Raw genomic sequence first — 24,027 nt, 5'->3', positions numbered from 1 at the left:
GGTCGCCTTCCTACTTTGCCGGTAGCTGCGGCGGTGCGCCTATCGCCGTTATCCGGCAGTACATCGAACAGCAGCAGACGCCGCACTAGACGCACCAAACCGGACGGCTGCGCCGTCGGCGCTCTTGACCCTGCCCTGAAGGGCGAGGTTTGCCGCGCAACCGATCAATCCATCGTTTGACCGGCCTTGGGCGAACTGGTTCACCGAATTTTTCCGACCGATGAAAATCGCGCCCGCTGTCATGTCGACCTGGTGCTAACAGGAGTCAAGCATGTTGAAACCGATCCGTATCCTTGCCCTGGCTTTGATCTGCCTCTGCCCGACGACGCACGCGGCCGAGCCGGGCACCGAAACGATGCGAGCGCTGCAAACGATCGTGACAGCGGAACACATCGAAGAAAAATACCGGGCCTACCTCGACAGCTCCGCAGCGCGTCATGCCGCGACCTTGCAAAAGATGCTGGAGGAAAAATTGAATGCCGCATCGCAACTGAGTCAAGCGCAACGCAAGCGCGCGCTGGCCATGCTTCCCGCATGGCCTGCCACGCTGGCCGCGGACTTGAAAATACGCGACAAGTCGATGAACCTGCCAGCGCTGATCAGCGACATGGCGCAAACGATCTACCCACGCTATTTCACCGACGCCGAACTCAAGGAGCTGGCGGCGTTTTATGCCAGCAGCGCCTATCAAAAGACCATCGATGTCAGTGCCAGAATCAAGGAGGTCGAGCGCCGCACCGGCGTGGCCGATCCGGCGGCGTGGGACAAATACGAACACCTGTTTACAGAGGCAGAAAATGAGCTCATTCTTGCCAACGGCGATTCTGCCCTCGGCAAGAAACTGACGCGCGTAAGCCCAGCCTTGAACAAGGAGATCCTGATGTATTTCGGCGCCAAAACCAGCGCCAACATTGACGCCATCGCCGGACGCCACATGGCGAAATTTGTCGCCACCATGAACGCCGATACATCCAGATAGGACATCCGGCACCGTTTGCCAGCTCGGCAGGAATACAGCCGGCACGGTAAGATCGCCGTCATGGATAATCTAAGTCACTCTTTAGTTGGACTGGCCGCCGGCGAATTGGTTCACCGTAGTTTGCCGGCCGAAGCCGATCCAGCCTTGCAGCGCACCCGGCGCCGCCTGATGCTGTTTTCGTGCTGGGCCGCCAGCAATTTCCCCGACCTCGACCTGGTGCTCGGCGGCCTCCTGCCCAGTCCGCTGGGCTATCTGCTGCATCATCGCGGCCACACCCACACCTTGTTGCTCGAAATCCCCCAGGCGCTGCTGCTGGTTGCCCTGCTGTGGTTGCTGTGGCCGGGGGCGCGCGCCCTGCTGCGCGCCAGCAAGCCGGCCCGCGCAGGGCTGCTGGCGGCGGTCGCCGCCGGTTTCCTGCTGCACCTGGGCATGGATGCCTTGAACTCCTACGGCGTCCATCCTTTCTACCCGTTCGACACGCGCTGGGTGTATGGCGACATGGTGTTCATCCTCGAACCGGTGTTCTGGGTGGCCGGCGCGGTGCCGCTGGCGATGATGCTGGGCAAGCGCTTCTGGCGTGCGCTGCTGCTGGTCGCGCTGGCCGGCATGCTGGCCTATTTCACCGTGCGCGGTTTCCTGCACTGGGGTTCGCTGGCGGCCTTGCTCGCCTTCGGCGCCGGCCTGGCCCTGCTGCAACAGCGCGCCGGCAAGACCGGCAAGCAAGCCTTGGGCGTGGCGCTGCTGGCCGCGCTCGGCTTCGTGGCGGTCCAGGGCGGCGCGATGCGACAGGGCCAGACCATCGTGGCCGACCACCTGCGCCAGCTCGACCCGGCCAGCACCCTGCTCGACACCGCCATGACGGCGTTTCCAGCCAACCCGCTGTGCTGGATCTTCGTCTCGGCCGAACGCGACAAGGTGGCTGGCACCTACCGCCTGCGGCGCGGCATGGTCAGCATTGCACCGAAGCTGCTCGCGCTCAACGCTTGCCCGGCCGCCCTGTCCGAAGGCGCACCCGCGCCCGGCGCGCAACTGGTCGTCAACTGGAGCCAGGAAGCATCGTTGGCCCGCTTGCGCGCGCTGCGGACCAGCAACTGTCGTTTCGATGCCTGGATGCGCTTTGCGCGCATGCCCGCGCTCGCGCCCGACAACGCCTCCGACCTGCGCTTCAGCACCACGCCGAAAGGCAATTTCACCACCTTGCCGCTGGACGAGAAAAACGGCCAGCCCTGCCCCGCCGGCGTACCCGGCTGGGGCTATCCGCGCGCCGACCTGCTGTAAGCCGGTCCGTGCTATGCTCGTTGCACGCCAACCACCGCCCCCGGAGCCCCCGTGACAACACCGCGGTTTTCGCACATGGTCGGGCCGCGCACCTACGGCTTTCGCGACCTCAAGGACTTGATGGCGCGCGCCTCGCCGGCCCGCTCGGGCGACTTGCTGGCGGGCGTGGCGGCAGCCAGCGCCGAAGAACGGGTGGCGGCCCAAATGGCCCTGGCCGACTTGCCATTGCGCACCATTCTCGACAATCCCCCGATTCCCTACGAAGACGATGAAGTCACGCGCCTGATCGTCGACAGCCACGATGCGGCCGCCTTCGCGCCGATCGCCCACCTGACCGTCGGCGACCTGCGCAACTGGCTGCTGGGCGACGCCGCCGACAGCGCGCTGCTGGCCTTTGTCGCGCCCGGCATCACGCCCGAGATAGCGGCGGCGGTGTCGAAAATCATGCGCATCCAGGACCTGGTGCTGGTGGCGCGCAAATGCCGGGTGGTCACGGCCTTTCGCAACACCCTCGGGCTCGACGGCCGCATGGCCACGCGCCTGCAACCGAACCACCCGACCGACGACGTCACCGGCATCGCCGCCAGCATCCTCGACGGCCTGATGTACGGCAGCGGCGACGCCGTGATCGGCATCAACCCGGCCACCGACAATGTGGCCCAGGTGGTCAACCTGGTCGGCATGCTCGACGCCGTCATTGCCCAATACCAGATTCCGACCCAGTCGTGCGTGCTGACCCACGTCACCAACACCATCGAGGCGATCAGGCGCGGCGCGCCGGTCGACCTGGTATTCCAGTCGGTGGCCGGGACCGAGGCGGCCAACCGCGGCTTCGGCATCGATCTGGCGCTGCTGGCCGAAGCGCGCAGCGCCGCCCTGTCGCTGGGACGCGGCACGGTGGGCGAGAACGTCATGTATTTCGAAACCGGCCAGGGCAGCGCGCTGTCGGCCAACGCCCATCACGGGCTCGACCAGCAAACCTGCGAAGCGCGCGCCTACGCGGTCGCGCGCGCCTTCAAGCCGCTGCTGGTGAACTCGGTGGTCGGCTTCATCGGGCCGGAATACCTGTACGACGGCAAGCAGATCATCCGCGCCGGGCTGGAAGACCACTTCTGCGCCAAGCTGCTCGGCTTGCCGATGGGGTGCGACGTCTGCTACACCAACCATGCCGAAGCCGACCAGGACGATATGGACGTGCTGCTGACCATGCTCGGCGCGGCCGGCTGCAACTTCGTCATGGGCGTGCCGGGTTCGGACGACATCATGCTCAATTACCAGAGCACGTCTTTTCACGACGCGCTGTATGCGCGCCGCGTGCTGGGCCTGCGCGCCGCGCCCGAATTCGAAGCCTGGCTGCACCGCATGCAGATTTTTTGCGGCACTGGCGCCGCCCAACTGCCGGACGCGCTGGCGCCCGTTTTTCAACAAGCCTTGCAGCGCTTATGAACCAATCGAAGCATGTCCTGTCCAATCCCTGGCAAGCCTTGCGCGGCCTGACCCAGGCGCGCATTGCGCTCGGGCGCAGCGGCGTGAGCGTACCGACGTCGGCGCAGCTCGATTTTCAGCTGGCGCATGCGCGCGCGCGCGACGCGGTCCACATGGCGCTCGATGCGGATGCGCTGGTGACGGCGCTGGCCGGGGATGGACTGGCCTGCCTGAAGGTACACAGCGCCTGCCCGGACCGCGCCAGCTACCTGCAGCGTCCGGACCTGGGCCGCATGCTCGATGCGCCGTCGCGCGCCGCGCTGCTGGCGGCGGCCCCGGCCTCGTGCGACCTGGCGCTGGTCATCGGCGACGGCTTGTCGGCGCTGGCCATCGAACAGAATGCGCGCCCGTTCCTGGCGGTGTTGCTGGCGCGCTTGGGCAAAGCCGAGCAACAGGAACAGGCGCAGGAACAGGCGCAGGAACACGCACAGTGGCGCCTCGGGCCGGTCGTGATCGCCAGCCAGGCGCGGGTGGCGGTCGGCGACGAGATCGGCGCCTTGCTGAACGCGCGCGCAGTGGCGATGCTGATCGGGGAGCGGCCGGGGCTCAGTTCACCGGACAGCATGGGCGTCTACCTGAGCTGGGCGCCGCGCGTGGGCTTGACCGATGCCGACCGTAACTGCATTTCGAATGTGCGGCCGGCCGGGCTGAGCTATGAAGAGGCGGCGTACCGGCTGCATTATCTGTTGACGCAAGCCAGGCAGCGCGGGATATCCGGCGTGTTGCTCAAGGATGATACCGTTGCCGAAGGGGGATTGCCGCAGGCGGGGAAAGGGAATTTTTTGCTGCGCTGAGGGTAGCCCGGGAATCGGCATGGGGCTTGCACTTGCCTCCTCGATGCAACACCGTCATTCCCGGCCGAGGCCGGGAATGACGGTTTCATGTGTAGCGGCAAGCATGAGCGGGGGCAAGCGCATCGGGAGCTCCTGCGCCCGCATGCCTAACGCCGTGCGCACACCAGTCGCTGCCCGACATTGAACTTCAGAATCATCTTGTCGCGCGACAGTTCTTCCACCCGCAAGGTGTCATTCACGTTCGAAAACTGAATCGACAGCTGGCTCTCGCGATACATCCAGCGCCCTGGCGAGACCCGGTTCGCATAACGCATCTGCAAGGTGCGGTCGTCGCTGAAGGCAATCATCACCGAGGTTCCGCCAATCGGATCGTTGCAATGCCATTCGCCCACCACCAGGTCGCCATTCTGCGCACTCTGGGCCGGGTTTTCCTGCGCGCGTTCGGCGCTCATCTTGGCAATCAGGCCGCCGCCGCGGCGCGTGCGCATGCTGCCGATCCATTCGGCCGGCGCGGCAAAATTCAGGTTCTGTCCGGTGCGCATCTGGAACGTCACGATCCCCACCAGCCGGCCTGAACTGTCGAACAGTCCGCCGCCGCTCGAGCCGGGCGAGACCGGCGCCGTGGTCTGGATCAGGGTGCCGCCGTCGAGCGGGCGCAGCGACGATACGATGCCGTCGCTGATGGTCAGGTCGAGCCCGTGCGGAGCGCCAATGGCAATCACGCGCTGGCCGGTACGCAACTCGCCCGAGGCGCCGATCACGGCGGCCGGGGCATTGAGGCCCTTGACCGCCAGCTTGCACAGGTCGCGTTCTTCGTCGGCCACGGTCACTGTCGCGTCGTAGCTGTCTTGCCCGAGCTTGACCTGCAGGCGCGAACCGGCCAAGGCCACGTGGCAATTGGTAATGATTTCGTTGCCGCCGAGCGCGACCCCGCTGCCGGTACCGACCATGCTGGCGCCGTTGTACATATTAATACGCGCCACAAACGGCGAGAGCTTGGCGAACAGGTCTTCCATGCCCATGGCGCCGGACCCGTTGCCGGCCACTGGGGCGGACACGGCCTGGCTCTGGGACTGGGCGGGAAAGTTGCCGCCATGCGCGCCGTTATCCTGCCTCGCCACCTGGCTTGCACCCTGGGCTGCGACCAGCGGCGGCGCGGCCGGGGCGCGGCCCTTGGACCAGTACACGAGCGCAGCGACCAGCAAGCCCGCGCCCAGGCCATAGCGCCAGTCGAGGTTGAAACCGGCCTTCGACCCGGCATCGGCATCGACGCTGCGGGTGAGCGGCGGCGCGATCTGGCTACGGTCGTAATGGCCGCGCTTGTCCTTGTTCGACAGCACGGCGTAGGCTTCACGCACCAGCACCCAGTCATTGCGGTCGTACGAGCCGCTCTGAAACGCGGCATGCAAACGCGCGTACGCTGCGGCAATCTCTTCAGACGTGGCGAGGGGATCGACACCCAAAATGGTGTACAGCGTTCGTTTCATTTGCAGCGTCTCCGGTGGGAAACGTCGATCATAGCGTAAATATCATCAGCTATCATAGCCCGCCGGAAATATTGCTTTTTCTTGGTGACGGGCTTGACACCGCCGGCATCATTGACGTGGAGGCCGCTGTTACTGATCGAGCGAGGCCGGCGGCGCGTGTTGCTCGGGCTCGGGCGGCGGTGGCGGCGGTGGCGGATCGCCGCGCTCGCCCTCCATCGGCATCGCTTCCTCGCTCTCCCTATCCTCGGGGTCAAGCTCCGGCGGGGCCGGCGGCGCAACGCCTTCCTGCTGCATGTCGCCGGCTTCTTCGCTGATGTCGCCCGGATTGTCTTCCTGGCGCACCGGTTCCGGGCGGCGTCCGCCGGCAAACAGCGCGGCCGTATCGACTTTGCCTTCGGCAACCGCCGCCTTGAAGAAGTCGCCCACCACCAGAATCGCGTTGTGGCCGCCCTGCCCCCAGTAATTGCTGCGCATGGTGACGCGGTTGTCGTTAAAGCCGACCCAGGCGCCGGCCACGAGTTTCGGATGCATCATGATGAACCAGCCATCGGTGTTGTTCTGGGTGGTGCCGGTCTTGCCGGCAACGTCGCCGGTGATGCCGAAGCGGTAGCGGATGGCCGTGCCGGTGCCGCGGTTGATCACGCCACGCATCATGTCGATCAAGTCGGCCGCGTTTTGCGACGACATGGCGCGCTCCGGCGCCGGGGCGCCGAATTCGGCGACAACCTTGCCTGCCCGGTCGGTGATGCGGGTGACGAACACCGGTTTGCGATACTCGCCCTGGGCCGCAATGCTGCTGTACGCGTTGACCATTTCGAGCAGGGTCACCGGGCTGGTGCCCAGCGCCAGCGAGGGCACCGATTCGAGCTTGCTGTTGCGGATGCCGAGGCCGCGCGCCAGGTTGATGATGCCCGGCAAGCCGACATCCTGCATGACCTGGGCGGTAATGGTGTTCTTGGAAAACACCAGGCCATCGCGCATGCTCATCATGTTGCCGCTCGACCCGCTCATGTCGGTCGGGCGCCAGACGGTGCCGTCGCCCGCCTTGATATTCATCACCGCGTCGCGGTAGGGGCGGTTCGGTGCGAAGCCTTTTTCCAGCGCGGCGCCGTAGACGATCGGCTTGAAGGTCGAGCCGGGCTGGCGCGCGGCCTGCACCACGTGGTCGTACTGTTCTTTATGGAAGTCGCGACTGCCGACCCAGGCCTTGATGTGGCCGGTTTCCGGGTCCATCGCCACGAAGCCGGTTTCCAGGCGCGTCTTGGCCGCGCGCAAGCGGGCGATGAAGGCGCGGTCGGCGCGCAGGCGCTTGAGCGCGAGCGGTCCGGTGTCGCCGCTCTCGATGGCTTTCTTGTACTCTGGCGTTTCGCGAATGAAACTATTGACCAGCGCCCCTTTCGAGCGCCAGAAATACTCGAACGGCGTGATCGATCCGTGCATGCCGGCATAGCCGCCGGCCGAGCCGGAGCCGCTGTCGCTCTGCGCCCATTCGACGTCGGCGACGATCTGCAAGGCATTGCCCTGGCGCTCGACCGCCTTTTCGGCGGCCTCCTGCAGGGAGGAGTCGAGCGTGGTGTGGACCACCAGGCCGTCGCGCTCGACGTTGTAGTCGTTTTCGTCGGCCCATTCGATCAGCCACTTGCGCACATAGGCGGTGAAATGGGTGTCGGTCGGGTTGCGCTCGGCCTGGCGCGAAAAGGACACGCGCAGCGGCTTGCGGCGCAAGCTGTCGTAACGCTTGTCGTCGAGCATGCCGTGCTTGCGCATTTGCGACAGCACCACATTGCGGCGCTGCACCGAGCGCTCCGGATTGTTGACCGGATTATAGTAATTGGTCCCTTTGAGCATGCCCACCAGGGTCGCGCTTTCCAGGATGTCGAGCTTGGCGGCGGTCGTGTTGAAATACGTGCGCGCCGCCATCTCGACGCCGAAGGTGTTGTACAGGAAAGGTACCGTATTCAGGTAGGATTCCAGGATCTCATCCTTGCTGTAAGCCGATTCGATCTTCACGGCGGTAATCATTTCCTTGAGCTTGCGGTTGATGTTGCGCGCACGGCCTATTTCTTCCGGAAACATATTGCGCGCCAGCTGCTGGCTGATGGTCGAGCCGCCCTGCGGATTGCCGAGGGCGGTGTGCAGCACCGATGCCAGCGTACGCTTGAAATCGATGCCGTGATGGTCCCGGAAGCGGTGGTCTTCGGTGGCGATCAGCGCCGCGATCATGTGCGGCGAAATCTGGGCCAGGGTCACGCGCTCTTGCAAGCCTTCTTCGAAGCTGGCCAGTTCCTTGCCGTCGGCGGACACCAGGATCGACGCCTTGGCCGCCCGCGTTTGCTTAAGATCGGCAACGCCAGGCGTGAACGGCAGCAAGATCAGCACCCAGACCAGCAGCACCGCCAGCGGCGCGCCGACACACCACAGCAGCGGCAGTCCGATGCGTTTGTAGGGCGGCTGCGCCATCAGGTAGTCGCGCAGGCGCCCCAGGCGCTCGCCCGCCGCGCCGCCTGCCGCGCGCATGCCTTGTCCCAGTCGTCCCATCAGATTGCGGTCGTCGCCCACGTTTGCTTCCTTGCTTAAAAGTCATTAACTTGCCTCACAGTATATCCGAGGGTACACAAGGTCGCGCGCGTCGGCGTTGCGGGCGCAGGCCAGCGTGCTTCCTGATAGCAGGACGTGGTTTTGTCCTACGCGACAATTGCCAGTACGCCTACTCCCTGCACGAATGAGACCGCCTATCATGACGTTTCTGCTACAAGACAGGCAGCCAGGAATCATCCCAGCCACCCGGTAGCGCAATAGTTACCACAGAAAATATCAGGAGCACACCATGAGGACCTCATCGTCGACTACCCGTAACACGCCGAAAGCCATGTCAGGCGGCCAGGAAGCGCAGGACGCGATCGCGCTGCTGACCGAAGACCACGAGAACGTGAAACAGATGTTCGAACAGTTCGACGGCCTGGGCGAGCGCGCGCATGCAACCAAGAAAAAACTGTCCATGCAAATTTGCACGGAATTGACCAAGCATGCGACGGCCGAGGAAGAAATTTTCTACCCGGCAGTGCGCGCGGCGACCAAGAAGAATGAAGACCTGGTCGACGAAGCCACCGTCGAGCACGCATCGGCCAAAGACCTGATCGCGCAGATCATGGAAATGGAAGCGACCGACGAGCTGTTCGACGCCAAGGTCAAAGTCTTGTCCGAGATGATCGAGCACCACGTCCAGGAAGAAGAGAACGACATGTTTCCAAAGGCGCGCGAGGCTGGCCTGGATCTGGAAGCGCTGGGGCAGCAAATTGCCGAGCGTAAAGCACAGATCGCGGTGTAATTGACAGCACCATCCCGCTTTGGCGGGATGGCGAACGGTTCCTCCTCAATCCGCTGACGTTCAGCGCGGGTTGACGGGGAATCGTTTGCGTTGGTAAGCCAGGAATTTCACGCCGCCGCGCGACCCGGTGAGCATGTCGATAAGACTGGCCCTGCGCCAAGGCGGCCGCCTTGGCGCAGGGATGACGGGCGCTGCCGCTATTGCGCGTCCATCTGCCACCAGTTCATGTTCCACCCACCCACGCGCGCGTAAATGGCCAGGTCCTGCTGGCCGGCTTCCAGATAGGCGCTCGCCGTCACCGTCTGCCAGTTCTGCCATCCGCCCGTGTTGGGCACGACCACGGTCGCCAGGTCGCTGCCATTCTTGCTCAACGCGAACTGCCCGCCGTTGTAGATCGAGGCAACCCGGAACTGCAGCTTGTACCAGCCGGCCTTCGGCACATTGACTGGATAACTCATCCAGTCATTGTTATCGACGTTGCTCACATTAAAGCCGCCGCCCGCATCGCTGGTGGTCTCCATGCGCATGCCGCTGTGCGTGGTAAACATTTCCGCTTCGATTTTCGCGCCCACCGCCGGTTTCCAGTTCATCCAGTACGCAATACTTTCATTGCGCACCAGCGGCTGCGTGGCGAAGCTGCGGAAATAGCTTTCGATCTGCGCGCTCGATGCCGTGCTGACATTCAGGCTGCCCAGCCCTCCCCCATTGCTGCTGTTTGTCACCATGCCCCAGCCCCAGGAGTTGGTGTCGCCATTCGAGCCGCCGTAACTGACGGTCTTGTAGGCCCAGTTGGTCGCCGCCCAGCCATACATATTGTAGGCGTCGTACGTCTTGCGGGTGATCTGTCCGCCGTAGCTGCCCAGCAAGGTCCAGGGCTGGAATTCGCCGATCAGGAATGGCGTATTCAATCCGGTCAGCCTGGCATTCCAGTCGCAGCTTTCACCGCTGCCGTTGACGTTGCAGTGCAGCCAGTTGGCGTGCATATTGGCCTGCTTGGCCGCGCCCTGCACTTCGTTCCAGCCCCACAGCCCCGGATAGAAGTGCATCCAGAAGGCCACGTTGCTCAAGCCACGCGTGTGCGGGTTGCCATAGGCATCGATGCCGCTGTTGTGGCCCGGCAGCAGGATCATGTGTTCCGGGTCCTTCGCCCTGACCACGTTGAACAGTTCGTACGCGTAATTGGCCAGGGTGGTCGCATCCGTGCCCCACGGCTCGTTCAGCAAGTCGTAGGCGGCCACGGCAGTGCGGCCACGGTAACGCTCGGCGATCTTGTCCCACAGCCACTTGGTACGGTCGCGGTAGGCAGCGTTCGACCACAGCTGCGCCGGTCCCACGCAACCATCGTGCTGCTCGGTCGCCGCCGCCTGTCCGCCCACGGCGCCGTGCAGGTCGAGGATCACGTACATGCCGCGCTTTTCCGCTTCGTTGATGGCGAAGTCCAGGTGCTTCCAGGCGTCGGCGCGCAGCTTGTAGGGGCTGTATTCGTTTTCCACCAGGTTGAAGTAGAAAGGCACGCGCACCACGTTCATGCCCATGCCCTTGATCAGGTCGAAATCGCGCGTGGTCATCCAGCTGTCGCGGTACACGCCCATCAGGCGTTCTTTCTCGGCGTTGCCGAAGCGCTGCGCCAGCGTGCCTTCGAGCGTACACTGGTCGTTGACCAGGCCGTTGCCGGTGGACATGCTGTTGTTCATCATCCAGAACTCGAGTTGCAGCCAGTTGCCCAGGTTGACGCCGCGCAGGTTGACGCGTTTGCCGCTGCTGTCGACCCAGTAGCGCCCGTTCTGGCGGATCGCCGGCAGTTTGGCCGACGTGCTTTCGGCGATGAAGTTCATCCAGTTCAGGTTGAAACCGCCGCCTTTGGCGAACACGGCCAGGTTCTGCGGACCGGCGTTGAGAAAGACGCGCGAGCTGATGGTCTGCCAGGTTTGCCAGCCACCGGTGTTGGGCACGCCGACGGCATCGCTGATATCTTTGGCGTTCTGGCTCAGCACCAACTGGCCGCTGGCGCCGTTTGACGCCACCCGGTACTGCACCGTGTACCAGCCGCTGGTCGATGGATTGACCGAATAGCTCATCGAGTCGTTGGTCTCGATCCAGCCGACATTGGCGCCGCCGCCCGTGTCCGCCGTCGCTTCGGTGGCGACGCCCTGCATCGACGCGTACGATTCCGCTTCGAGTTTGCCGGGCAAGGCGGTCTGGGCGGCGCAGGCGATGCTGAGCACACTGCCCGCCAGCGTACACAGCACATGCGGCAAGCGATGCCGCAGCTGCCTGTGAAGGGTAAGTTTCATGACAAGTCTCCGGTTGTTATAGGGAGCAGCCGGTCGATGCCGCGCTGCCGGGAAGACACGCTTGCGATGCACGGGATTGGAAACGCTCCCAATATCGTGTAATTGATGGTATTGATTTCGCCTGGCGGCGTCAACGTCAATATAAAAAGCCCTTGGGAAACTAGCCTTGACGCGCGAACAGCACAGTGTTCGCGTGCGGAAGTTTGCCTGGGTACAGAGCCATTTCCGACTGCACATTTCGTCGGTCAATTTCAGCGGCCTCGGCCTACATTTGTCCTACACGACAATTGCAAGTGCTCCTACTCCAAGGCTCGGGCCGCTGGCCTAAGATGTCTCTACTCGCTTCCGGACGAACAAGTTTGAAAGCGAAAACCAAGTAGTTCCTGCGGCACATTTCAATTAAAACACTAGGAGAAATCACCATGGCATCGAACAACAATCAAGGCGGCAACAAAGACAACAATGCATCGAACAGCGGTTCGAACAGCGCTTCGCAAAGCGGCAGCAAGGGCGGCCAGGGCAACAACCAGAGCGACACCAGCAACCGCGGTTTCGCTTCGATGGACCCTGAGCAGCAGCGCGAGATTGCAGCCGAAGGCGGCCGCGCAGCCCACGCCTCCGGCAATGCCCATGAGTTCACCTCCGAAGAAGCGCGCGAAGCAGGCAAGCTGAGCCACAGCGGCGGCAACCAGCAAAGCGCTTCGGGCAACAGCAAGCAAAGCGATTCGGACAGCGCTTCGTCACGTGGCTCGTCGGCCAGCAACAAGAGCGATTCCGATAGCGCTTCGTCGCGCGGCTCGTCGGCCAGCAACAAGAGCGACTCGGACAGCGGCACCTCGCGCGGCGGCAACAAGCAAAGCGGCTCGTCGGGCGACGATTCGTCTTCGGGCGGCAAATCGGGCGGCTCGAACAATGCCAGCTCGGGCGGCTCCAAATCGGGTTCCGGTTCCGGCTCGAGCTCGGGCAGCAAAAGCGCCAAGTAAGCCAGTCTGAGCCCGCCCCGCTGTAGCGGGGCAGTTAGCGACGACAATAGCCTGCTGTGTGCAGGCGATTGTCGTTTTCAGGGGGGGCGGGCGATCAGCGAAACTTCTTCGGGTGACGCTGGCGCGCCGCCGCGTTTTGCGACTGCAGCATCGAATCGACCCGCTCGGACGCACTGCGCGCCAGTTCCTGGGCCAGCGCCACGCTCGGAAAAAATTCCGGCTCGCGGTAAGCCAGCCAGGCGTACGCCGAATACAGGCGGCAACTATCTTCCACCTCTTGCAGGTTCTGCCACGCCAACTGGCCACTATCCTCGTGCAACTTGCACACCTTCTTCTTGGCCAGCGACTGCGCCCACATTTCCCAGGCCCGGTGCAGCGACGGCACCTTGGTCGACACCGGCACCAGCGAGAGCATGAATTTCTCCGCCACCGACAAGGGCAAGGTATCGAGCCACTCGGCGCGCTCGGACTGCTCCTCGGTAATGCGCGGATAGAAAAAGCCGTCCGGCACATCGATATTGTGGACGAAGCGCTTGAGCAGGCGCACCAGCGAGGTTTCCTCGGTCACGGACGCGATCCGGTGCAAGTGTTCGAGCGAGGGCGCGACCGGAAAGCCGGTGGCGTTGAGCGGCGCCAGCTTTTCCTTGAGCAAGGCGCGCATCACTTCATGCGTCTCGTCATCGTAACCGGCCACCTTGCCCTCCTCGTGTACCCCGTAGCGGCCGGCGCGGCCGGCGATCTGGCGCGCCAGCGAGGCCGAAATTTCCTCTTCATCGATACCGTTGAATTTGACGGTGGTGGTCATCACGATGCGTTCGATCGGCATGTTCAGGCCCATTGCCAGCGCATCGGTGCCGACCACGATATCGGCCGAGCCATCACGGAAACGCTCGGCCTGGGCGCGCCGCACCTCGGGCGCCAGGTTGCCGTACACGGTCGCCACCGACAAGCCGATCTCGGTGATCATGTCGCGCCACATCAACACCTCGCGCCGCGAAAAGCAGATCACCGCATCGCCGCGTTTGAGGTTGCGCAACTTGCGCACCGGACCCGCATCCATCGACAGCGGCGCCATGCGCTTGAGCAGATGCACTTCGAGCGGGCATTCAAGGCGCGCAGCCAACGCCTCGATCGCGCGCCGCGCTTCCGGTGCGCCGACCAGGTACACCACCGAGGCCGGGGCGCCGCACACGGCCGCAGTCCAGGCCGCGCCACGGTCGCGGTCGGCCAGCATCTGGATCTCGTCGATGACGGCCACCTCGACCGGCGTGCGGGAATCGAGCATCTCGACCGTGCTGGCCACGTGGGTGCCGTCCTCGGCGATGCGGCGCTCCTCGCCCGTGACCAGGCTCACCGCCAGCGCCTTGCCGTGTGGGCGCGCCGCTTGCAGGCGCTCGAAATTTTCCAGCGCCAGCAAGCGCAGCGGGGCAAGATAGACGCCGCTTTTGGCGTTGGCCAGCGCTTCCATCGCGCGGTGCGTCTTGCCGGAATTGGTCGGGCCGAGCAAGGCGATGAACTTGCGCGGCATGCGGCGCGCCACCTCGAACGAGGCCGGATACTCGGCCAGGTTGATGCTGGCGCGGGTGCGCGCGGCGTGGCGCTCCTCCTGGGCGCGCTCGAGCGCGTGGGCCACGCGCTGTTCGATGCGTTCGAACAGATAGCTGGCCGGTTCCGACGTTTCCATTTCGAACAGCGGGCCGAGGAATGCGGCGGCGTCCAGGTTATGATCCTCGCACTCGCCGGAAATATCGCGCACGAACACGCGCACGCTCTGGTGCAGCTCATCGATGGTGCGTTCGGACACCCTTTCGCGCAGCAAGGCGCGCTTGACATCCTGATCCATCTTGCGCCACTTGCCGGGACGCGCCAGCACGCCCTGGGCCGGGACCAGGTGATACGGCACATTCAGGCCGCCTTCATCGACCGCCCCGGAAAATTGCAGGAATACGCGGCCCTCCATCTTCACAAGGCGCACGGCCTGGGGATCGAAGCCGAGTTCGGCGACCAGCGCATCGTCGTCGCTGTTGTCGTTGGCGGAAGGGGGTAATTGCTGAGTTGAAGATGCTGTCATTGGTGCTATTCAAAATTATCTATGCGATGAACGTCCACTATATCGCGTCTGCGCCGCTTGCGTAATAGGAAACATTTCCTAACCGGGGTCAGAGCTTTAATTAGTAATGTTTCGAATTAAAGCTCTGACCCCGGTTTGACCCCGGTTGTAGGAATTTTCACCGCGAGTCGGAGCGCTGATCCCGATAAGGAAGTTAATTGTCGGGGCGCAGGAGTTTTATCAGGGCGACGGCGTGGATGGCAGCCGCTTCCATCGCTGCGGCCTGCATGGCGCGGTAGTGCGTCAGCACGTCATTGCCCATCGCGGTCACGCTGGCGCCGCCGCCCTGGCTGCCGCCGGCCGCGCTGCGCACCAGCGGCGCGCCGAAGCTGCGGTTCATCACGTCCACCAGCAGCCACGCGCGCCGGTACGACATGCCCATCGCGCGCGCCGCGGCACTGATCGATCCAGTCCTCCTGATGGCGTCGAGCAAGTCGGCCTTGCCCGGCCCCATCGCAATCTCGTCGTCCTGCAACAGGCGCAGCTTGACGTCGATCCGGGCCGCAGGCCGCCCTCCCCCGTTTTCGTTTTCGTTCTCGCTCTTCATCCGCTTCAGCCTCCCGAGAGCAAGGCGGCAGCCTTGACCTGGGCCCACACCGGCATCCCCACTTCCAGCCCCAGCTGGTCGCACGAGCGCCGCGTGATGCGCGCCAGCAGTGGCGTGCCGCCGGCGTCGAGCCGCACCATGACGTGCGCCGGATCGATACCCGGCGCGATCTGCACCACCGTCGCGCGCAGCTGGTTCAGGATCGAGCTGCCCGCCTGCGCCACCAGCGCCACGCTGACGTCGCGCGCCAGCACGCGCAGCCGCAAGCGCGTCCCCAGCGCCAGCGCGGCGTGCGCGATGTACATGGCGCCGCCCGCCGCCTTCAGGCACAGCAGCCCGTAAGCGCCATCGACACTGTCGACCACGCCGTCGACCAGCGCACCGGCCTCGTCGAGCATGGCACGCGTCACTTCCGGCAACACCAGGGTCTCGGCCGCCGGCCCGCTGGCGACGATGCGCCCGCCGTCGAGCAGCACGATATGGTCGGCCAGGCGCGCCACTTCCTGCATCGCGTGGCTGACGTACAGCATGGGAATGGCCAGCTCGGCCTGCACCCGCTCCAGATACGGCAGCACCTCGTCCTTGCGCCCTGCGTCGAGCGAGGCCAGCGGTTCATCCATCAGCAGCAGGCGCGGGGCGCCCAGCATGGCGCGTGCGATCGCCACCCGCTGGCGCTCGCCGCCGGACAATCCCTGCGGCCGGCGCCCGAGCAAATGGCCGATGCCCAGCAACGCCACCGCATGCGCCATCACCTTGGCGCCATCGGCGGCGCGCGCCCGCTTGCGGGCAAAATCGAGGTTGCCCTGGACCGACAGGTGCGCAAACAGGCTCGCTTCCTGGAACACATAGCCGAGCGCGCGCTGGTGCGTCGGCAGGAACACCCCGGCCGCGTCATCTTGCCACACCTGGCCGTTGACTTCGAGATAGCCGCCGGCATGGCGCTCGAGCCCGGCAATCGCGCGCAGCAGGGTGGTCTTGCCGGAGCCGGAATGGCCGAACAGCGCACTCACCCCATGCCCCGGCAAGTCGAGCCGGACCTGCATGGCAAAACCGCTGCGCCGGATGTCGAAGCGCATGCGCAGCGCCGGCGCCAGCCCCGCGCCGCCAGTCACAGCGCCCGCCGGGTCGGATTGAAGCGGTACAGCAACAGCAAGGCCACGAAGCTGATCGCCAGCATGCCGCCGGACAGCCAGTGCGCCTGGGCATATTCGATCGCTTCCACATGCCCGTAAATCTGGACCGAGACCACCCGCGTCTGTTGCGGAATGTTCCCACCGATCATCATCACCACGCCGAATTCGCCGACCGTGTGGGCGAAGCCGAGCGTGGCGGCGCTCATGTAGCCAGGCTTGGCCAGCGGCAGCACGACCGAAAAGAAGGTGTCGAGCGGACTGGCGCGCAAGGTCGCCGCCACTTCGAGCGGACGCGGGCCGATCGCTTCGAAGGCATTTTGCAGCGGTTGGATCACGAAGGGCATCGAATACAGCAGCGAGCCGATGACCAGCCCGGCAAAGCTGAACGGCAGCAGTCCCAGGCCGAGCGCTTGCGTCAGGTGCCCGAGCGGGCCGTTCGAGCCCATCGCCACCAGCAGGTAAAAGCCGAGCACGGACGGCGGCAGCACCAGCGGCAGCGCCACCACCGCGCCGACCACGCTCCTGGCGCGCGAGCGCGTTTGCGACAACCACCACGCCACGGGCGTACCGAGCACCAGCAGCAGCAGCGTGACAATGCCCGCCAGTTTCAGGGTCAGCCGGATGGCGCCCCAGTCGTCCGCGCTGAGCATGCGCCCTTACAGCTCGTAACCGTAGGAGCGGATCACGGCGCGCGCCGGCGCCCCGCGCAGATAGTCCAGGAAAGCCAGCGCGGCCGGCTGGTCCTTGCCCGCCGCCAGCAGCAGCGCATCTTGCCGGATCGGTGCGTACATTCCCGACGGCACCACCCAAACCGAGCCCGATTCCGGCTTGCCGCCGCCCCGTATTTGCGACAGGGCCACAAAGCCGAGCGGCGCCGCGCCCGAGACGACAAATTGATGGGCTTGGGCAATGCTGTCGCCCTGGACCAGCGTGGGCGCCAGGCGTTCGTGCAAGCGCAGCTTTTCCAGGGTTTGCATGGCTGCCGCGCCGTACGGCGCCAGCTTGGGATTGGCGATGGCCAGGTGCGCGAACTTGCCCTGGCTGAGCACGTCGCCGCGCTGGTCCACCAGCCCCGCCTGCGGACTCCACAAGACCAGCTTGCCGATGGCGTAGGTAAACCGGGAGCCCGGCGCAGCGTTGCCTTCCCGCTCCAGCCGCGCCGGCGTCTCCTCATCGGCCGCCAGCAAGACCTGGAATGGCGCACCGTTCTTGATCTGGGCGTAGAACTTGCCGGTGGCGCCGATGGTGGTGAGCACCTTGTGCCCGCTGGCGCGTTCGAAACCGGTCGCGATCTCTTTCATCGGCCCGCTGAAATTGGCGGCCACGGCCACATGCACCTCGTCGGCGCTGGCAATCCCGGTCGCCGTCAGGGCGAGCCACAAGCTGGCAAGTCGAATCATATTGCTACTCCATTCGTGGTGAAGGCGGGTGCGCCGCGCATGGCGCTATATCCGATTATATACGACGACGTTTGCAGCCCGGAAAAGCGCATCGGGTAGGGATTTTTCGCCATCGTCCCCGCAGCGCGGCGGATGTGGCGAATATGCGACCATTTAAGGAATTTTCGTCCCGTACCGACAGCGGCAAACGCATAATGATTGCGACGATGGCGCGCGGAAATGTCACAAGATGCCGCAGCGATAACGATATTTCAATCTTCACAAGGAAACGCTGATGATCCTGTCCAATATGAAAATCGGAGCGCGCCTGTATCTGGGTTTTGCCGCCGTGGTGCTGTTGCTGGTCCTGTTGGTCAGCGTGGCGTACGCCAACTTCAAGAAGCTCAGCGCCGCCAACGATATCAATGTGCATACCTATCAGGTGGTCGCCGAAGTCAACACCGCCCTGAGCCAGTTGATCAATATCGAAACCGGCCAGCGCGGCTTTCTGCTGACCGGCAATCCGGCTTCGCTGGAGCCTTACAACGCCGGCAAGACCGCGTTTCTCAAGCACGTGAAGCAGGCCACCGCGCTCACGGCCGATAATCCGGTCCAGCAAGAACGCCTGCAGCGCCTGCAGCGCGAGCAGGAAGGATGGCTGGCCAGCGCGATCGATCCGGCCATCGCCCAGCGCAAGGCGGCGGCCGATGGCGACATGGCCGGCGTGGTGGCCGCCGAAAAGGAAGGCAAGGGCAAGAAAGGCATGGACGCCATGCGCGCCCTGATCGCCGAGATCACCGGCGCCGAAGAAGTGCTGCTGGTCCAGCGCGCCAAGGACGCCAAGGAGCTCGATACGCAGACCGCCGGCATGCTGATCGGCGGCGGCGTGCTGGCGGCCGCGCTGGCCAGCGTCATCGCGCTCTGGCTGGCCCGCAATATCACGGTGCCCCTGCGGCGCGCCGTGCGCTTCGCCCAGCAAGTGGCCGAGGGCGACCTGAGCGCGCATGTGGAAGCCGATTCCAGCGATGAAATCGGCGAGCTGCTCGGCGCCCTCAAGACCATGAACACCTCGCTGGCGCGCATCGTCGGCGAAGTACGCACCGGCACCGACACGATCGCCACGGCATCGGCGCAAATTTCGTCCGGCAATTTCGACCTGTCCTCCCGCACCGAGCAGCAAGCCGGTTCGCTGGAAGAAACCGCCTCGTCCATGGAAGAGCTGACCGCCACCGTCAAGCAAAACGCCGACAACGCGCGCCAGGCCAACCAGTTGGCCACCGAAGCGTCCGAGGTGGCGGTGCGCGGCGGCGCCGCCGTGTCGCAAGTGGTGCAAACCATGGGAGCGATTAATGATTCAGCCAAGAAAATTGTCGACATCATCGGCGTGATCGACGGCATCGCTTTCCAGACCAATATCCTGGCGCTCAATGCGGCCGTGGAAGCGGCCCGCGCCGGAGAACAGGGGCGCGGCTTCGCGGTCGTGGCGTCGGAAGTGCGCAACCTGGCCCAGCGCTCGGCCGGTGCTGCCAAGGAAATCAAGACCTTGATCGACAATTCGGTCGAGAAAGTCGAGCTCGGCACACGCCTGGTGGACCAGGCCGGCGTGACAATGGGCGAAGTGGTCGGCAGCGTGCGCCGCGTCAGCGACCTCATCAGCGAAATCGCCCACGCCAGCGACGAGCAGCGCGCCGGCATCGAGCAGGTCAACGCGGCCATTACCCAGATGGACGAGGCAACCCAGCAGAACGCGGCGCTGGTCGAACAGGCCGCGGCCGCGTCGGCCTCGCTGCAGGATCAGGCAAGCCAGCTGGCGGAGGTAGTCAGCGTGTTCAAGCTCGATGGCGCGGCCGCCCTGGGGCGCCCCGCGATCGCCCGCAAAGCGGCGCCAGTAACGCGTACAGCCGTGGCGCGTGCCGCCGCGCCGCGCAAGGCGCTGGCCGCCGCCAGGCCGGCGCCGGCCAAACAGCCCGCCGCCACCGGTGGCGACGATGGCTGGGAAGAGTTTTAACGCGCGGAAAACTTTTCAGAATTGCCATGTTGTGGCAAGATGCACGGGCGCGCTGGAGCGCGTCCTCGCGCCGCCCGGCAGCCGGGGGAACTCATGCGGAGCACCATGCCGACCTCACCCGTACCCGGCATCCTCGCCATCCTGCTTGCCAGCGCGCTGTCCTTGCCCGCCGCCGCCGCCCTGAACATCAGTCTCAAGCACGGCAGCGAGCGCGAACAGCAATCGCAGCAGCAACTCGAGCGCCTGACCGCCAGGTACGACCTGGCCCGGTGGATTCACACCGAACGCATCATCGTCGACCAGGACGCGATTCCACACAGCCATCCGGTGTTGACCTTGCACGCGCGCCACCTGGATGACGACGGCGCCCTGCTGTCGACCTTTATTCACGAACAGATGCACCGGCGGCTGTCCAGCCATCCCCGCCAGACGCGCGCGGCATTGCGCGCGATCAGGCAGCGCTACCCTGTGCTGCCGGTCGGCTATCCCGACGGCGCCGACAGCCTGGCCTCGTCGCAGGAGCACCTGCTGGTGATCTGGCTCGAACTCGACGGCGTGGAAAGCGTGCTGGGTACGGCTGAACATGAGCGCCTGCTGGCGTTCTGGAGCAACGACCACTACAAGAAGCTGTATGAGATCGTAGCCAGGGACAAGCAAGCGATCGGCGCGCTCGTGCGCAAGCACAAGCTCGTGCCGTAGGGGCCGCTAAGCGCGGTGATACGTGAGGGCGCTGGCGATGCAGAATGCCAGCGCATCGAGCGGTACGATGGCGCCTTGCTCGAAGACCAGGGCGCGGCTGCCTTCAAAGACGAAGTCGTGCGGAACGATGCTGCGAAACGTGTCCACCAGCGTGGTTTTGCAGTTGAAATAGATGGCGTACTGCGCCGGCTCGGATTTTTTCCAGCCGAGGCGAATCGTGCTGCCGCTCTTGCTGCCGGTGGTGAGATAGGCGGGCTCCCCCCACTTGAGCGTCTCCTCGATCTCGCCGACACCCTCGGTCGACGCCGCCGTGGCGAAAATAGGTTCGCGCAGCACCATCAGCGGCGCGCGCATCGGGGCGGGATAGGTGTCGTAGGTGCGGCGCACGGCGGCGTTACCAAATGGCGTACCAGGTGGCGTGCTTCGTGGCGTCATGCGGGGCGTCATGCGTTTCCTGGTCGGGTGCGACGCCGCGCGCAACAGGCCCGCTTACGCCGCAATTTTTTTCGATACCAAGCGCGCCGCCATCAGCGCGCTGGCCAGCCCCACCACGATGGCGGCGGTGCTGCCCGAAAACCCCACCGCCGTGTTGGCCGCGATCTTGCCCACCTTGGGCTTAAGCAGTTGCAAACGGCGCTTGGTCATCTGCGCGCCCAATTCGTTGAGGCGATCCTTGAATGGTTTCGGCCAGCGCCTTCTTGACGCCGGCGCGCGAGGCGGTTGTGTACTGGTGGAAAGTTACCAGCACATGCGAATGATCGAAGCGGATCATGTCGGTCACCGACGGGCTCAATCTAGTCAACGAAAACATGATACTTCCTCCTGAAAAGTCATGCCTTCATGATAAATACACCCGCCGCCGCGCGTAGGACCTTGCCTCTTTCGCGTGTCGGCTTGGTCCCTCGGCGACGCCTAGCGCTCGTTGCGTCCGTGCAGAAACTCGCGGTACCAGCGGCCGCTGCTTTTCACGGTGCGCAGCTGGGTGGCGAAGTCGACGTGGACAATGCCGAAGCGGCGCAGGTAGCCTTCCGACCATTCGAAATTGTCCAGCAAGCTCCAGGCGAAGTAGCCTTTCACGTCCACGCCCTGCTCCTGCGCCGCGCGCACGGCCGCCAGGTGGCGCACCAGGTAGTGGCGGCGCGCCTCGTCGTCGACGCTGCCGTCGGCCTGCACCACGTCGTCGTAGGAAGAGCCGTTTTCGGTCACGTAGACCGGGCCGGGCTGGTACTCGCGCGCGATGCGCAGCAGCAGTTCGGTCAGGCCGTCGGGCGCGACTTCCCAGCCGAAATCGGTGCGCTCGCGGTCCTGCGGCAAGGCCACCTCGGTGCGCAGGAAGCCGGCCGATGGCGCGTCGCGCACCACCTCCGGGAAATAGTAATTGAGGCCGACAAAATCGGTCGGCGCGGCGATCGCCTGCATGTCCCCCTCCAGCACCGTCGGTGCGGCCTCGCCCAGCAGCGCCAGGGTCCCTGCCGGATAACCGCGGCCATACAAGGGATCGAGGAACCAGCGGTTGCGAAAGCCATCGTGGCGCGCCAGGGCTTGCTGGTCCGCCTCGCTGCCGGAGGCGGCGCGGATCGGGTGCAGGCTCAGTGCGATGCCGACCCGCGCATCGTGTACATTGGCGCGGATCACGGGGGTGGCCAGGCCGTGCGAGAGCAGCACGTGGTGGCACACCTGCAGCGCGGTCGGCGCGTCGCGCAGGCCCGGCGCGTGCATGCCGTCGAGGTTACCGTGCATGGCGGTACACCATGGCTCGTTGTGGGTGATCCAGTGGCGCACGCGGTCGCCCAGGCGGCGCGTGAGCACATCGGCGTACTCGACGAAGGCGTCGACCGTGGCGCGGTTGGCCCAGCCGCCCTGGTCCTGCAGCGCCTGCGGCAGGTCCCAGTGGTACAGCGTGGCCCACGGTTGCAGGCCGCGTTCGAGCATGCCGTCGACCAGGCGCGAATAGAAGTCGAGCCCCGCTTCGTTGGGCGGCCTGCCCGCGCCGCTGAAAATGCGCGGCCAGGCGATCGAGAAGCGGTAGGCGTTCAGGCCGAGCGACTGGCCGAGGTCGAGGTCTTCCGGCCAGCGGTGATAGTGGTCGCAGGCGACCTGGCCGTCGGCGCCGTCGCGGATTTTTCCGGGGGTGGCGCAGAAGGTGTCCCAGATCGACGCCACGCGCCCATCGGCGCTGCCGGCGCCCTCGATCTGGAAGGCCGACGTCGAACAGCCCCACAGGAAGTCGTCGCCGAAACTGGCGCGTGCAAGGGGCTGGTGCGGGGCGGTTTTCTGGATGGTCATAGGAAGAATCGATCAGTTTAAAATTGCTCGATGAGAAATTGGAATCGCTTCCACTTTACCACAAAAAAAGCGCCGGCAAGGGCGCTGGAAGAGTATTTGATGCGTTTGAGTTAAGGTTTTGGGGCTGGTAGCGTATGCCATCAATCCTCGACCGCACACCTTGCGTCGTTCCCGGCCTCGGCGGCCGCCTTGCCGGGAACGACGGGCGGCGCCTGGCCGATCTACCCTTCGCTGGCACGTCCCAGCGACGCCCTTAGCGCAATCGTCACCGGATAATCATGCGTCACCGGCCGCTCCATCCCGTAGCAGCGATTGAGCAGGCAATTCAAGCCGCTCAAGGTCATCTCGGTCCACGGCATATGCACCGTGGTCAGGCGCGGCGCCGTGTACTCGGCGCTGTTGGTGTCGTCGTACCCCAGCACCGATACCTGCTCCGGCACCGCGATGCCGGCCTGCTGGAAGTACGACAGCGCCCCCACCGCCATATCGTCGTTGGCGCAAAAAACAGCCGTGAACGGATACCCGGATTCGGCCAGCTCCCTGGCCGCCTCCCACCCGCCCTTGGGCGCGAAGTCGCTCTCGACCACCCACAGGCCGTCGGTATCGATCCCGGCCTGCGCCAGCTCGCCCAGGAAGCCGTCGATGCGCTCGACGTTGTCGGGCGCGCCGCGTGGCCCGGCGATGACGGCGATATCGCGATGCCCTTCGCGCAGCAAGGCCTGCGCCGCCAGGCGACCGCCGAGCAAATGATCGATCGTGAAGCTCTGGGCGGCGATCGACGGCACGCTGTGATTGAGCAGCACCAGGCGCGACTTGCGCGGCCCGAGCGCGGCGATGTCTTCATCGCGCAGCACGTTACTCATCACCAGCACGCCGTCGCAGCCGCGCTCCTTGAGAAAATCGATGCCCTGCACCGCCTGCGTGCGCTCGTCGTCGCTGCCGATGCCGAAACCGACCACCATGTTCAGCCCCGCCGCGCGCAGTTCGGCGTAAATGAGCTTGAGGATCGGCGTGTAAAAGGTGCCGCTCAGGTAGGGTATGTACACCCCGATCATCTGCGAGCTGCCCAGCATCAGCGAGCGGGCCGCGTACGAGGGATGGAATTCGAGCTCCTCGATCGCCTTCTGGACCCGCGCCAGCGTCTTGGGCGAGACCGCGCCCTTGCCGCTGACGACACGCGAGGCGGTTCCGAGGCCGACGCCGGCCCGCAATGCTACGTCTTTGAGAGTTGCCACGC

General features: G+C 64.8%; 22 protein-coding genes. 9 read left to right on the top strand and 13 right to left on the bottom strand.

The genetic code is table 11. The features are described from left to right. From F1735_RS19250 to eutC, 5 genes are all read left to right on the top strand, one after another. On the top strand, positions 1-89 hold an 89-nt coding region (locus tag F1735_RS19250; protein ID WP_187364298.1), incomplete at its 5' end, for a transposase. Positions 90-271: 182 nt separating this feature from the next. Then, a complete protein-coding gene (locus F1735_RS19245) occupies positions 272-979 on the top strand; it encodes a DUF2059 domain-containing protein (protein ID WP_167238439.1) in 708 nt (235 codons plus the stop codon). Between the two features lie 60 nt (positions 980-1,039). Beyond that, complete coding sequence (locus F1735_RS19240) at positions 1,040-2,257, top strand: metal-dependent hydrolase (protein ID WP_167238438.1); 1,218 nt, start codon at positions 1,040-1,042, stop codon at positions 2,255-2,257. A 75-nt stretch (positions 2,258-2,332) separates the two neighbouring features. Continuing rightward, positions 2,333-3,703, top strand: a complete 1,371-nt coding sequence (locus F1735_RS19235) for an ethanolamine ammonia-lyase subunit EutB (protein WP_167238446.1) — start codon at positions 2,333-2,335, stop codon at positions 3,701-3,703. Further along, positions 3,700-4,536 (top strand): ethanolamine ammonia-lyase subunit EutC, encoded by an 837-nt coding sequence (eutC, locus tag F1735_RS19230; protein ID WP_167238437.1) that lies wholly within the window; start codon positions 3,700-3,702, stop codon positions 4,534-4,536. Before F1735_RS19235 ends, eutC begins: the two co-directional genes overlap by 4 nt. Before the next feature lie 146 nt (positions 4,537-4,682). Here the strand turns inward: eutC and F1735_RS19225 are convergent, their stop codons facing one another. Next, positions 4,683-6,023: a trypsin-like peptidase domain-containing protein gene (locus F1735_RS19225; protein WP_167238436.1), complete on the bottom strand. Its 1,341-nt coding sequence runs from the start codon at positions 6,021-6,023 to the stop codon at positions 4,683-4,685. A gap of 129 nt (positions 6,024-6,152) precedes the next feature. After that, a complete protein-coding gene (locus tag F1735_RS19220) occupies positions 6,153-8,582 on the bottom strand; it encodes a penicillin-binding protein 1A (protein WP_373888551.1) in 2,430 nt (809 codons plus the stop codon). Between the two features lie 268 nt (positions 8,583-8,850). Here F1735_RS19220 and F1735_RS19215 point away from each other — a divergent pair, with 268 nt between their 5' ends. Then, complete coding sequence (locus F1735_RS19215) at positions 8,851-9,351, top strand: hemerythrin domain-containing protein (RefSeq protein ID WP_167238435.1); 501 nt, start codon at positions 8,851-8,853, stop codon at positions 9,349-9,351. A gap of 197 nt (positions 9,352-9,548) precedes the next feature. Here F1735_RS19215 and F1735_RS19210 read toward each other — a convergent pair whose 3' ends face one another. After that, positions 9,549-11,645, bottom strand: a complete 2,097-nt coding sequence (locus F1735_RS19210; RefSeq protein WP_187364296.1) for a carbohydrate-binding protein — start codon at positions 11,643-11,645, stop codon at positions 9,549-9,551. A 422-nt stretch (positions 11,646-12,067) separates the two neighbouring features. Between F1735_RS19210 and F1735_RS37885 the strand changes: the two genes are divergently transcribed. After that, complete coding sequence (locus F1735_RS37885; RefSeq protein ID WP_222853027.1) at positions 12,068-12,628, top strand: KGG domain-containing protein; 561 nt, start codon at positions 12,068-12,070, stop codon at positions 12,626-12,628. A 94-nt stretch (positions 12,629-12,722) separates the two neighbouring features. On the opposite strand, the gene F1735_RS19200 is transcribed toward F1735_RS37885, so the two are convergent. From F1735_RS19200 to modA, 5 genes are all read right to left on the bottom strand, one after another. Further along, positions 12,723-14,699 carry a helicase-related protein gene (locus F1735_RS19200; protein ID WP_167238434.1) on the bottom strand — a complete coding sequence of 659 codons (1,977 nt, stop codon included), beginning with the start codon at positions 14,697-14,699 and terminating at the stop codon, positions 12,723-12,725. 193 nt (positions 14,700-14,892) lie between these two features. Next, on the bottom strand, positions 14,893-15,285 hold the full coding sequence (locus F1735_RS19195) for a winged helix-turn-helix domain-containing protein (protein ID WP_167238433.1): 393 nt from the start codon (positions 15,283-15,285) through the stop codon (positions 14,893-14,895). A gap of 5 nt (positions 15,286-15,290) precedes the next feature. Next, positions 15,291-16,361, bottom strand: coding sequence for a molybdenum ABC transporter ATP-binding protein (gene modC, locus F1735_RS19190; protein ID WP_167238443.1), 1,071 nt, complete (start codon positions 16,359-16,361; stop codon positions 15,291-15,293). A 32-nt stretch (positions 16,362-16,393) separates the two neighbouring features. Beyond that, the gene (modB, locus tag F1735_RS19185) at positions 16,394-17,068 is read right to left on the bottom strand and encodes a molybdate ABC transporter permease subunit (protein WP_167238432.1); all 675 of its coding nucleotides are present in this window, start codon (positions 17,066-17,068) and stop codon (positions 16,394-16,396) included. 6 nt (positions 17,069-17,074) lie between these two features. Continuing rightward, complete coding sequence (modA, locus tag F1735_RS19180) at positions 17,075-17,818, bottom strand: molybdate ABC transporter substrate-binding protein (protein WP_167238431.1); 744 nt, start codon at positions 17,816-17,818, stop codon at positions 17,075-17,077. A gap of 274 nt (positions 17,819-18,092) precedes the next feature. On the opposite strand from modA, the gene F1735_RS19175 reads away from it, so the two are divergent. Together F1735_RS19175 and F1735_RS19170 are read left to right on the top strand one after the other, a co-directional pair. Continuing rightward, positions 18,093-19,805, top strand: coding sequence for a methyl-accepting chemotaxis protein (locus tag F1735_RS19175; RefSeq protein ID WP_167238430.1), 1,713 nt, complete (start codon positions 18,093-18,095; stop codon positions 19,803-19,805). A 105-nt stretch (positions 19,806-19,910) separates the two neighbouring features. Continuing rightward, a complete protein-coding gene (locus F1735_RS19170) occupies positions 19,911-20,504 on the top strand; it encodes a hypothetical protein (RefSeq protein ID WP_167238429.1) in 594 nt (197 codons plus the stop codon). Positions 20,505-20,510: 6 nt separating this feature from the next. Here the strand turns inward: F1735_RS19170 and F1735_RS19165 are convergent, their stop codons facing one another. From F1735_RS19165 to F1735_RS19150, 5 genes are all read right to left on the bottom strand, one after another. Further along, entirely contained in the window at positions 20,511-20,951 is a 441-nt protein-coding gene (locus F1735_RS19165; protein WP_229505857.1) for a DUF1801 domain-containing protein, read from the bottom strand. Between the two features lie 42 nt (positions 20,952-20,993). Beyond that, complete coding sequence (locus F1735_RS36590) at positions 20,994-21,134, bottom strand: hypothetical protein (RefSeq protein WP_229505856.1); 141 nt, start codon at positions 21,132-21,134, stop codon at positions 20,994-20,996. Further along, entirely contained in the window at positions 21,121-21,315 is a 195-nt protein-coding gene (locus F1735_RS36585) for a hypothetical protein (RefSeq protein ID WP_229505855.1), read from the bottom strand. Before F1735_RS36585 ends, F1735_RS36590 begins: the two co-directional genes overlap by 14 nt. A gap of 101 nt (positions 21,316-21,416) precedes the next feature. Continuing rightward, positions 21,417-22,790 (bottom strand): GH1 family beta-glucosidase, encoded by a 1,374-nt coding sequence (locus tag F1735_RS19155; protein WP_167238428.1) that lies wholly within the window; start codon positions 22,788-22,790, stop codon positions 21,417-21,419. A 221-nt stretch (positions 22,791-23,011) separates the two neighbouring features. After that, complete coding sequence (locus tag F1735_RS19150) at positions 23,012-24,025, bottom strand: LacI family DNA-binding transcriptional regulator (RefSeq protein ID WP_167238427.1); 1,014 nt, start codon at positions 24,023-24,025, stop codon at positions 23,012-23,014. Positions 24,026-24,027: the final 2 nt, after the last annotated feature.

Origin of the sequence: Massilia genomosp. 1 (assembly GCF_011682185.1) — a bacterium.
Lineage (GTDB): Bacteria > Pseudomonadota > Gammaproteobacteria > Burkholderiales > Burkholderiaceae_D > Telluria_A > Telluria_A rubra.
The sequence above is the reverse complement of the archived record's forward strand: the minus strand, read 5'-3'. Positions and strand labels throughout refer to the sequence as shown.

What these genes read in the sequence shown, in the direction of transcription:
- F1735_RS19245 (WP_167238439.1), top strand. Translation starts at nt 272, where the DNA reads ATGTTGAAACCGATCCGTATCCTTGCCCTGGCTTTGATCTGCCTCTGC.
- F1735_RS19240 (WP_167238438.1), top strand. Translation starts at nt 1,040, where the DNA reads ATGGATAATCTAAGTCACTCTTTAGTTGGACTGGCCGCCGGCGAATTG.
- F1735_RS19235 (WP_167238446.1), top strand. Translation starts at nt 2,333, where the DNA reads ATGGTCGGGCCGCGCACCTACGGCTTTCGCGACCTCAAGGACTTGATG.
- eutC (WP_167238437.1), top strand. Translation starts at nt 3,700, where the DNA reads ATGAACCAATCGAAGCATGTCCTGTCCAATCCCTGGCAAGCCTTGCGC.
- F1735_RS19225 (WP_167238436.1), bottom strand. Translation starts at nt 6,023, where the DNA reads ATGAAACGAACGCTGTACACCATTTTGGGTGTCGATCCCCTCGCCACG.
- F1735_RS19215 (WP_167238435.1), top strand. Translation starts at nt 8,851, where the DNA reads ATGAGGACCTCATCGTCGACTACCCGTAACACGCCGAAAGCCATGTCA.
- F1735_RS19210 (WP_187364296.1), bottom strand. Translation starts at nt 11,645, where the DNA reads ATGAAACTTACCCTTCACAGGCAGCTGCGGCATCGCTTGCCGCATGTG.
- F1735_RS37885 (WP_222853027.1), top strand. Translation starts at nt 12,068, where the DNA reads ATGGCATCGAACAACAATCAAGGCGGCAACAAAGACAACAATGCATCG.
- F1735_RS19200 (WP_167238434.1), bottom strand. Translation starts at nt 14,699, where the DNA reads ATGACAGCATCTTCAACTCAGCAATTACCCCCTTCCGCCAACGACAAC.
- F1735_RS19195 (WP_167238433.1), bottom strand. Translation starts at nt 15,285, where the DNA reads ATGAAGAGCGAGAACGAAAACGAAAACGGGGGAGGGCGGCCTGCGGCC.
- modC (WP_167238443.1), bottom strand. Translation starts at nt 16,361, where the DNA reads ATGCGCTTCGACATCCGGCGCAGCGGTTTTGCCATGCAGGTCCGGCTC.
- modB (WP_167238432.1), bottom strand. Translation starts at nt 17,068, where the DNA reads ATGCTCAGCGCGGACGACTGGGGCGCCATCCGGCTGACCCTGAAACTG.
- modA (WP_167238431.1), bottom strand. Translation starts at nt 17,818, where the DNA reads ATGATTCGACTTGCCAGCTTGTGGCTCGCCCTGACGGCGACCGGGATT.
- F1735_RS19175 (WP_167238430.1), top strand. Translation starts at nt 18,093, where the DNA reads ATGATCCTGTCCAATATGAAAATCGGAGCGCGCCTGTATCTGGGTTTT.
- F1735_RS19170 (WP_167238429.1), top strand. Translation starts at nt 19,911, where the DNA reads ATGCCGACCTCACCCGTACCCGGCATCCTCGCCATCCTGCTTGCCAGC.
- F1735_RS19165 (WP_229505857.1), bottom strand. Translation starts at nt 20,951, where the DNA reads ATGACGCCCCGCATGACGCCACGAAGCACGCCACCTGGTACGCCATTT.
- F1735_RS36585 (WP_229505855.1), bottom strand. Translation starts at nt 21,315, where the DNA reads ATGTTTTCGTTGACTAGATTGAGCCCGTCGGTGACCGACATGATCCGC.
- F1735_RS19155 (WP_167238428.1), bottom strand. Translation starts at nt 22,790, where the DNA reads ATGACCATCCAGAAAACCGCCCCGCACCAGCCCCTTGCACGCGCCAGT.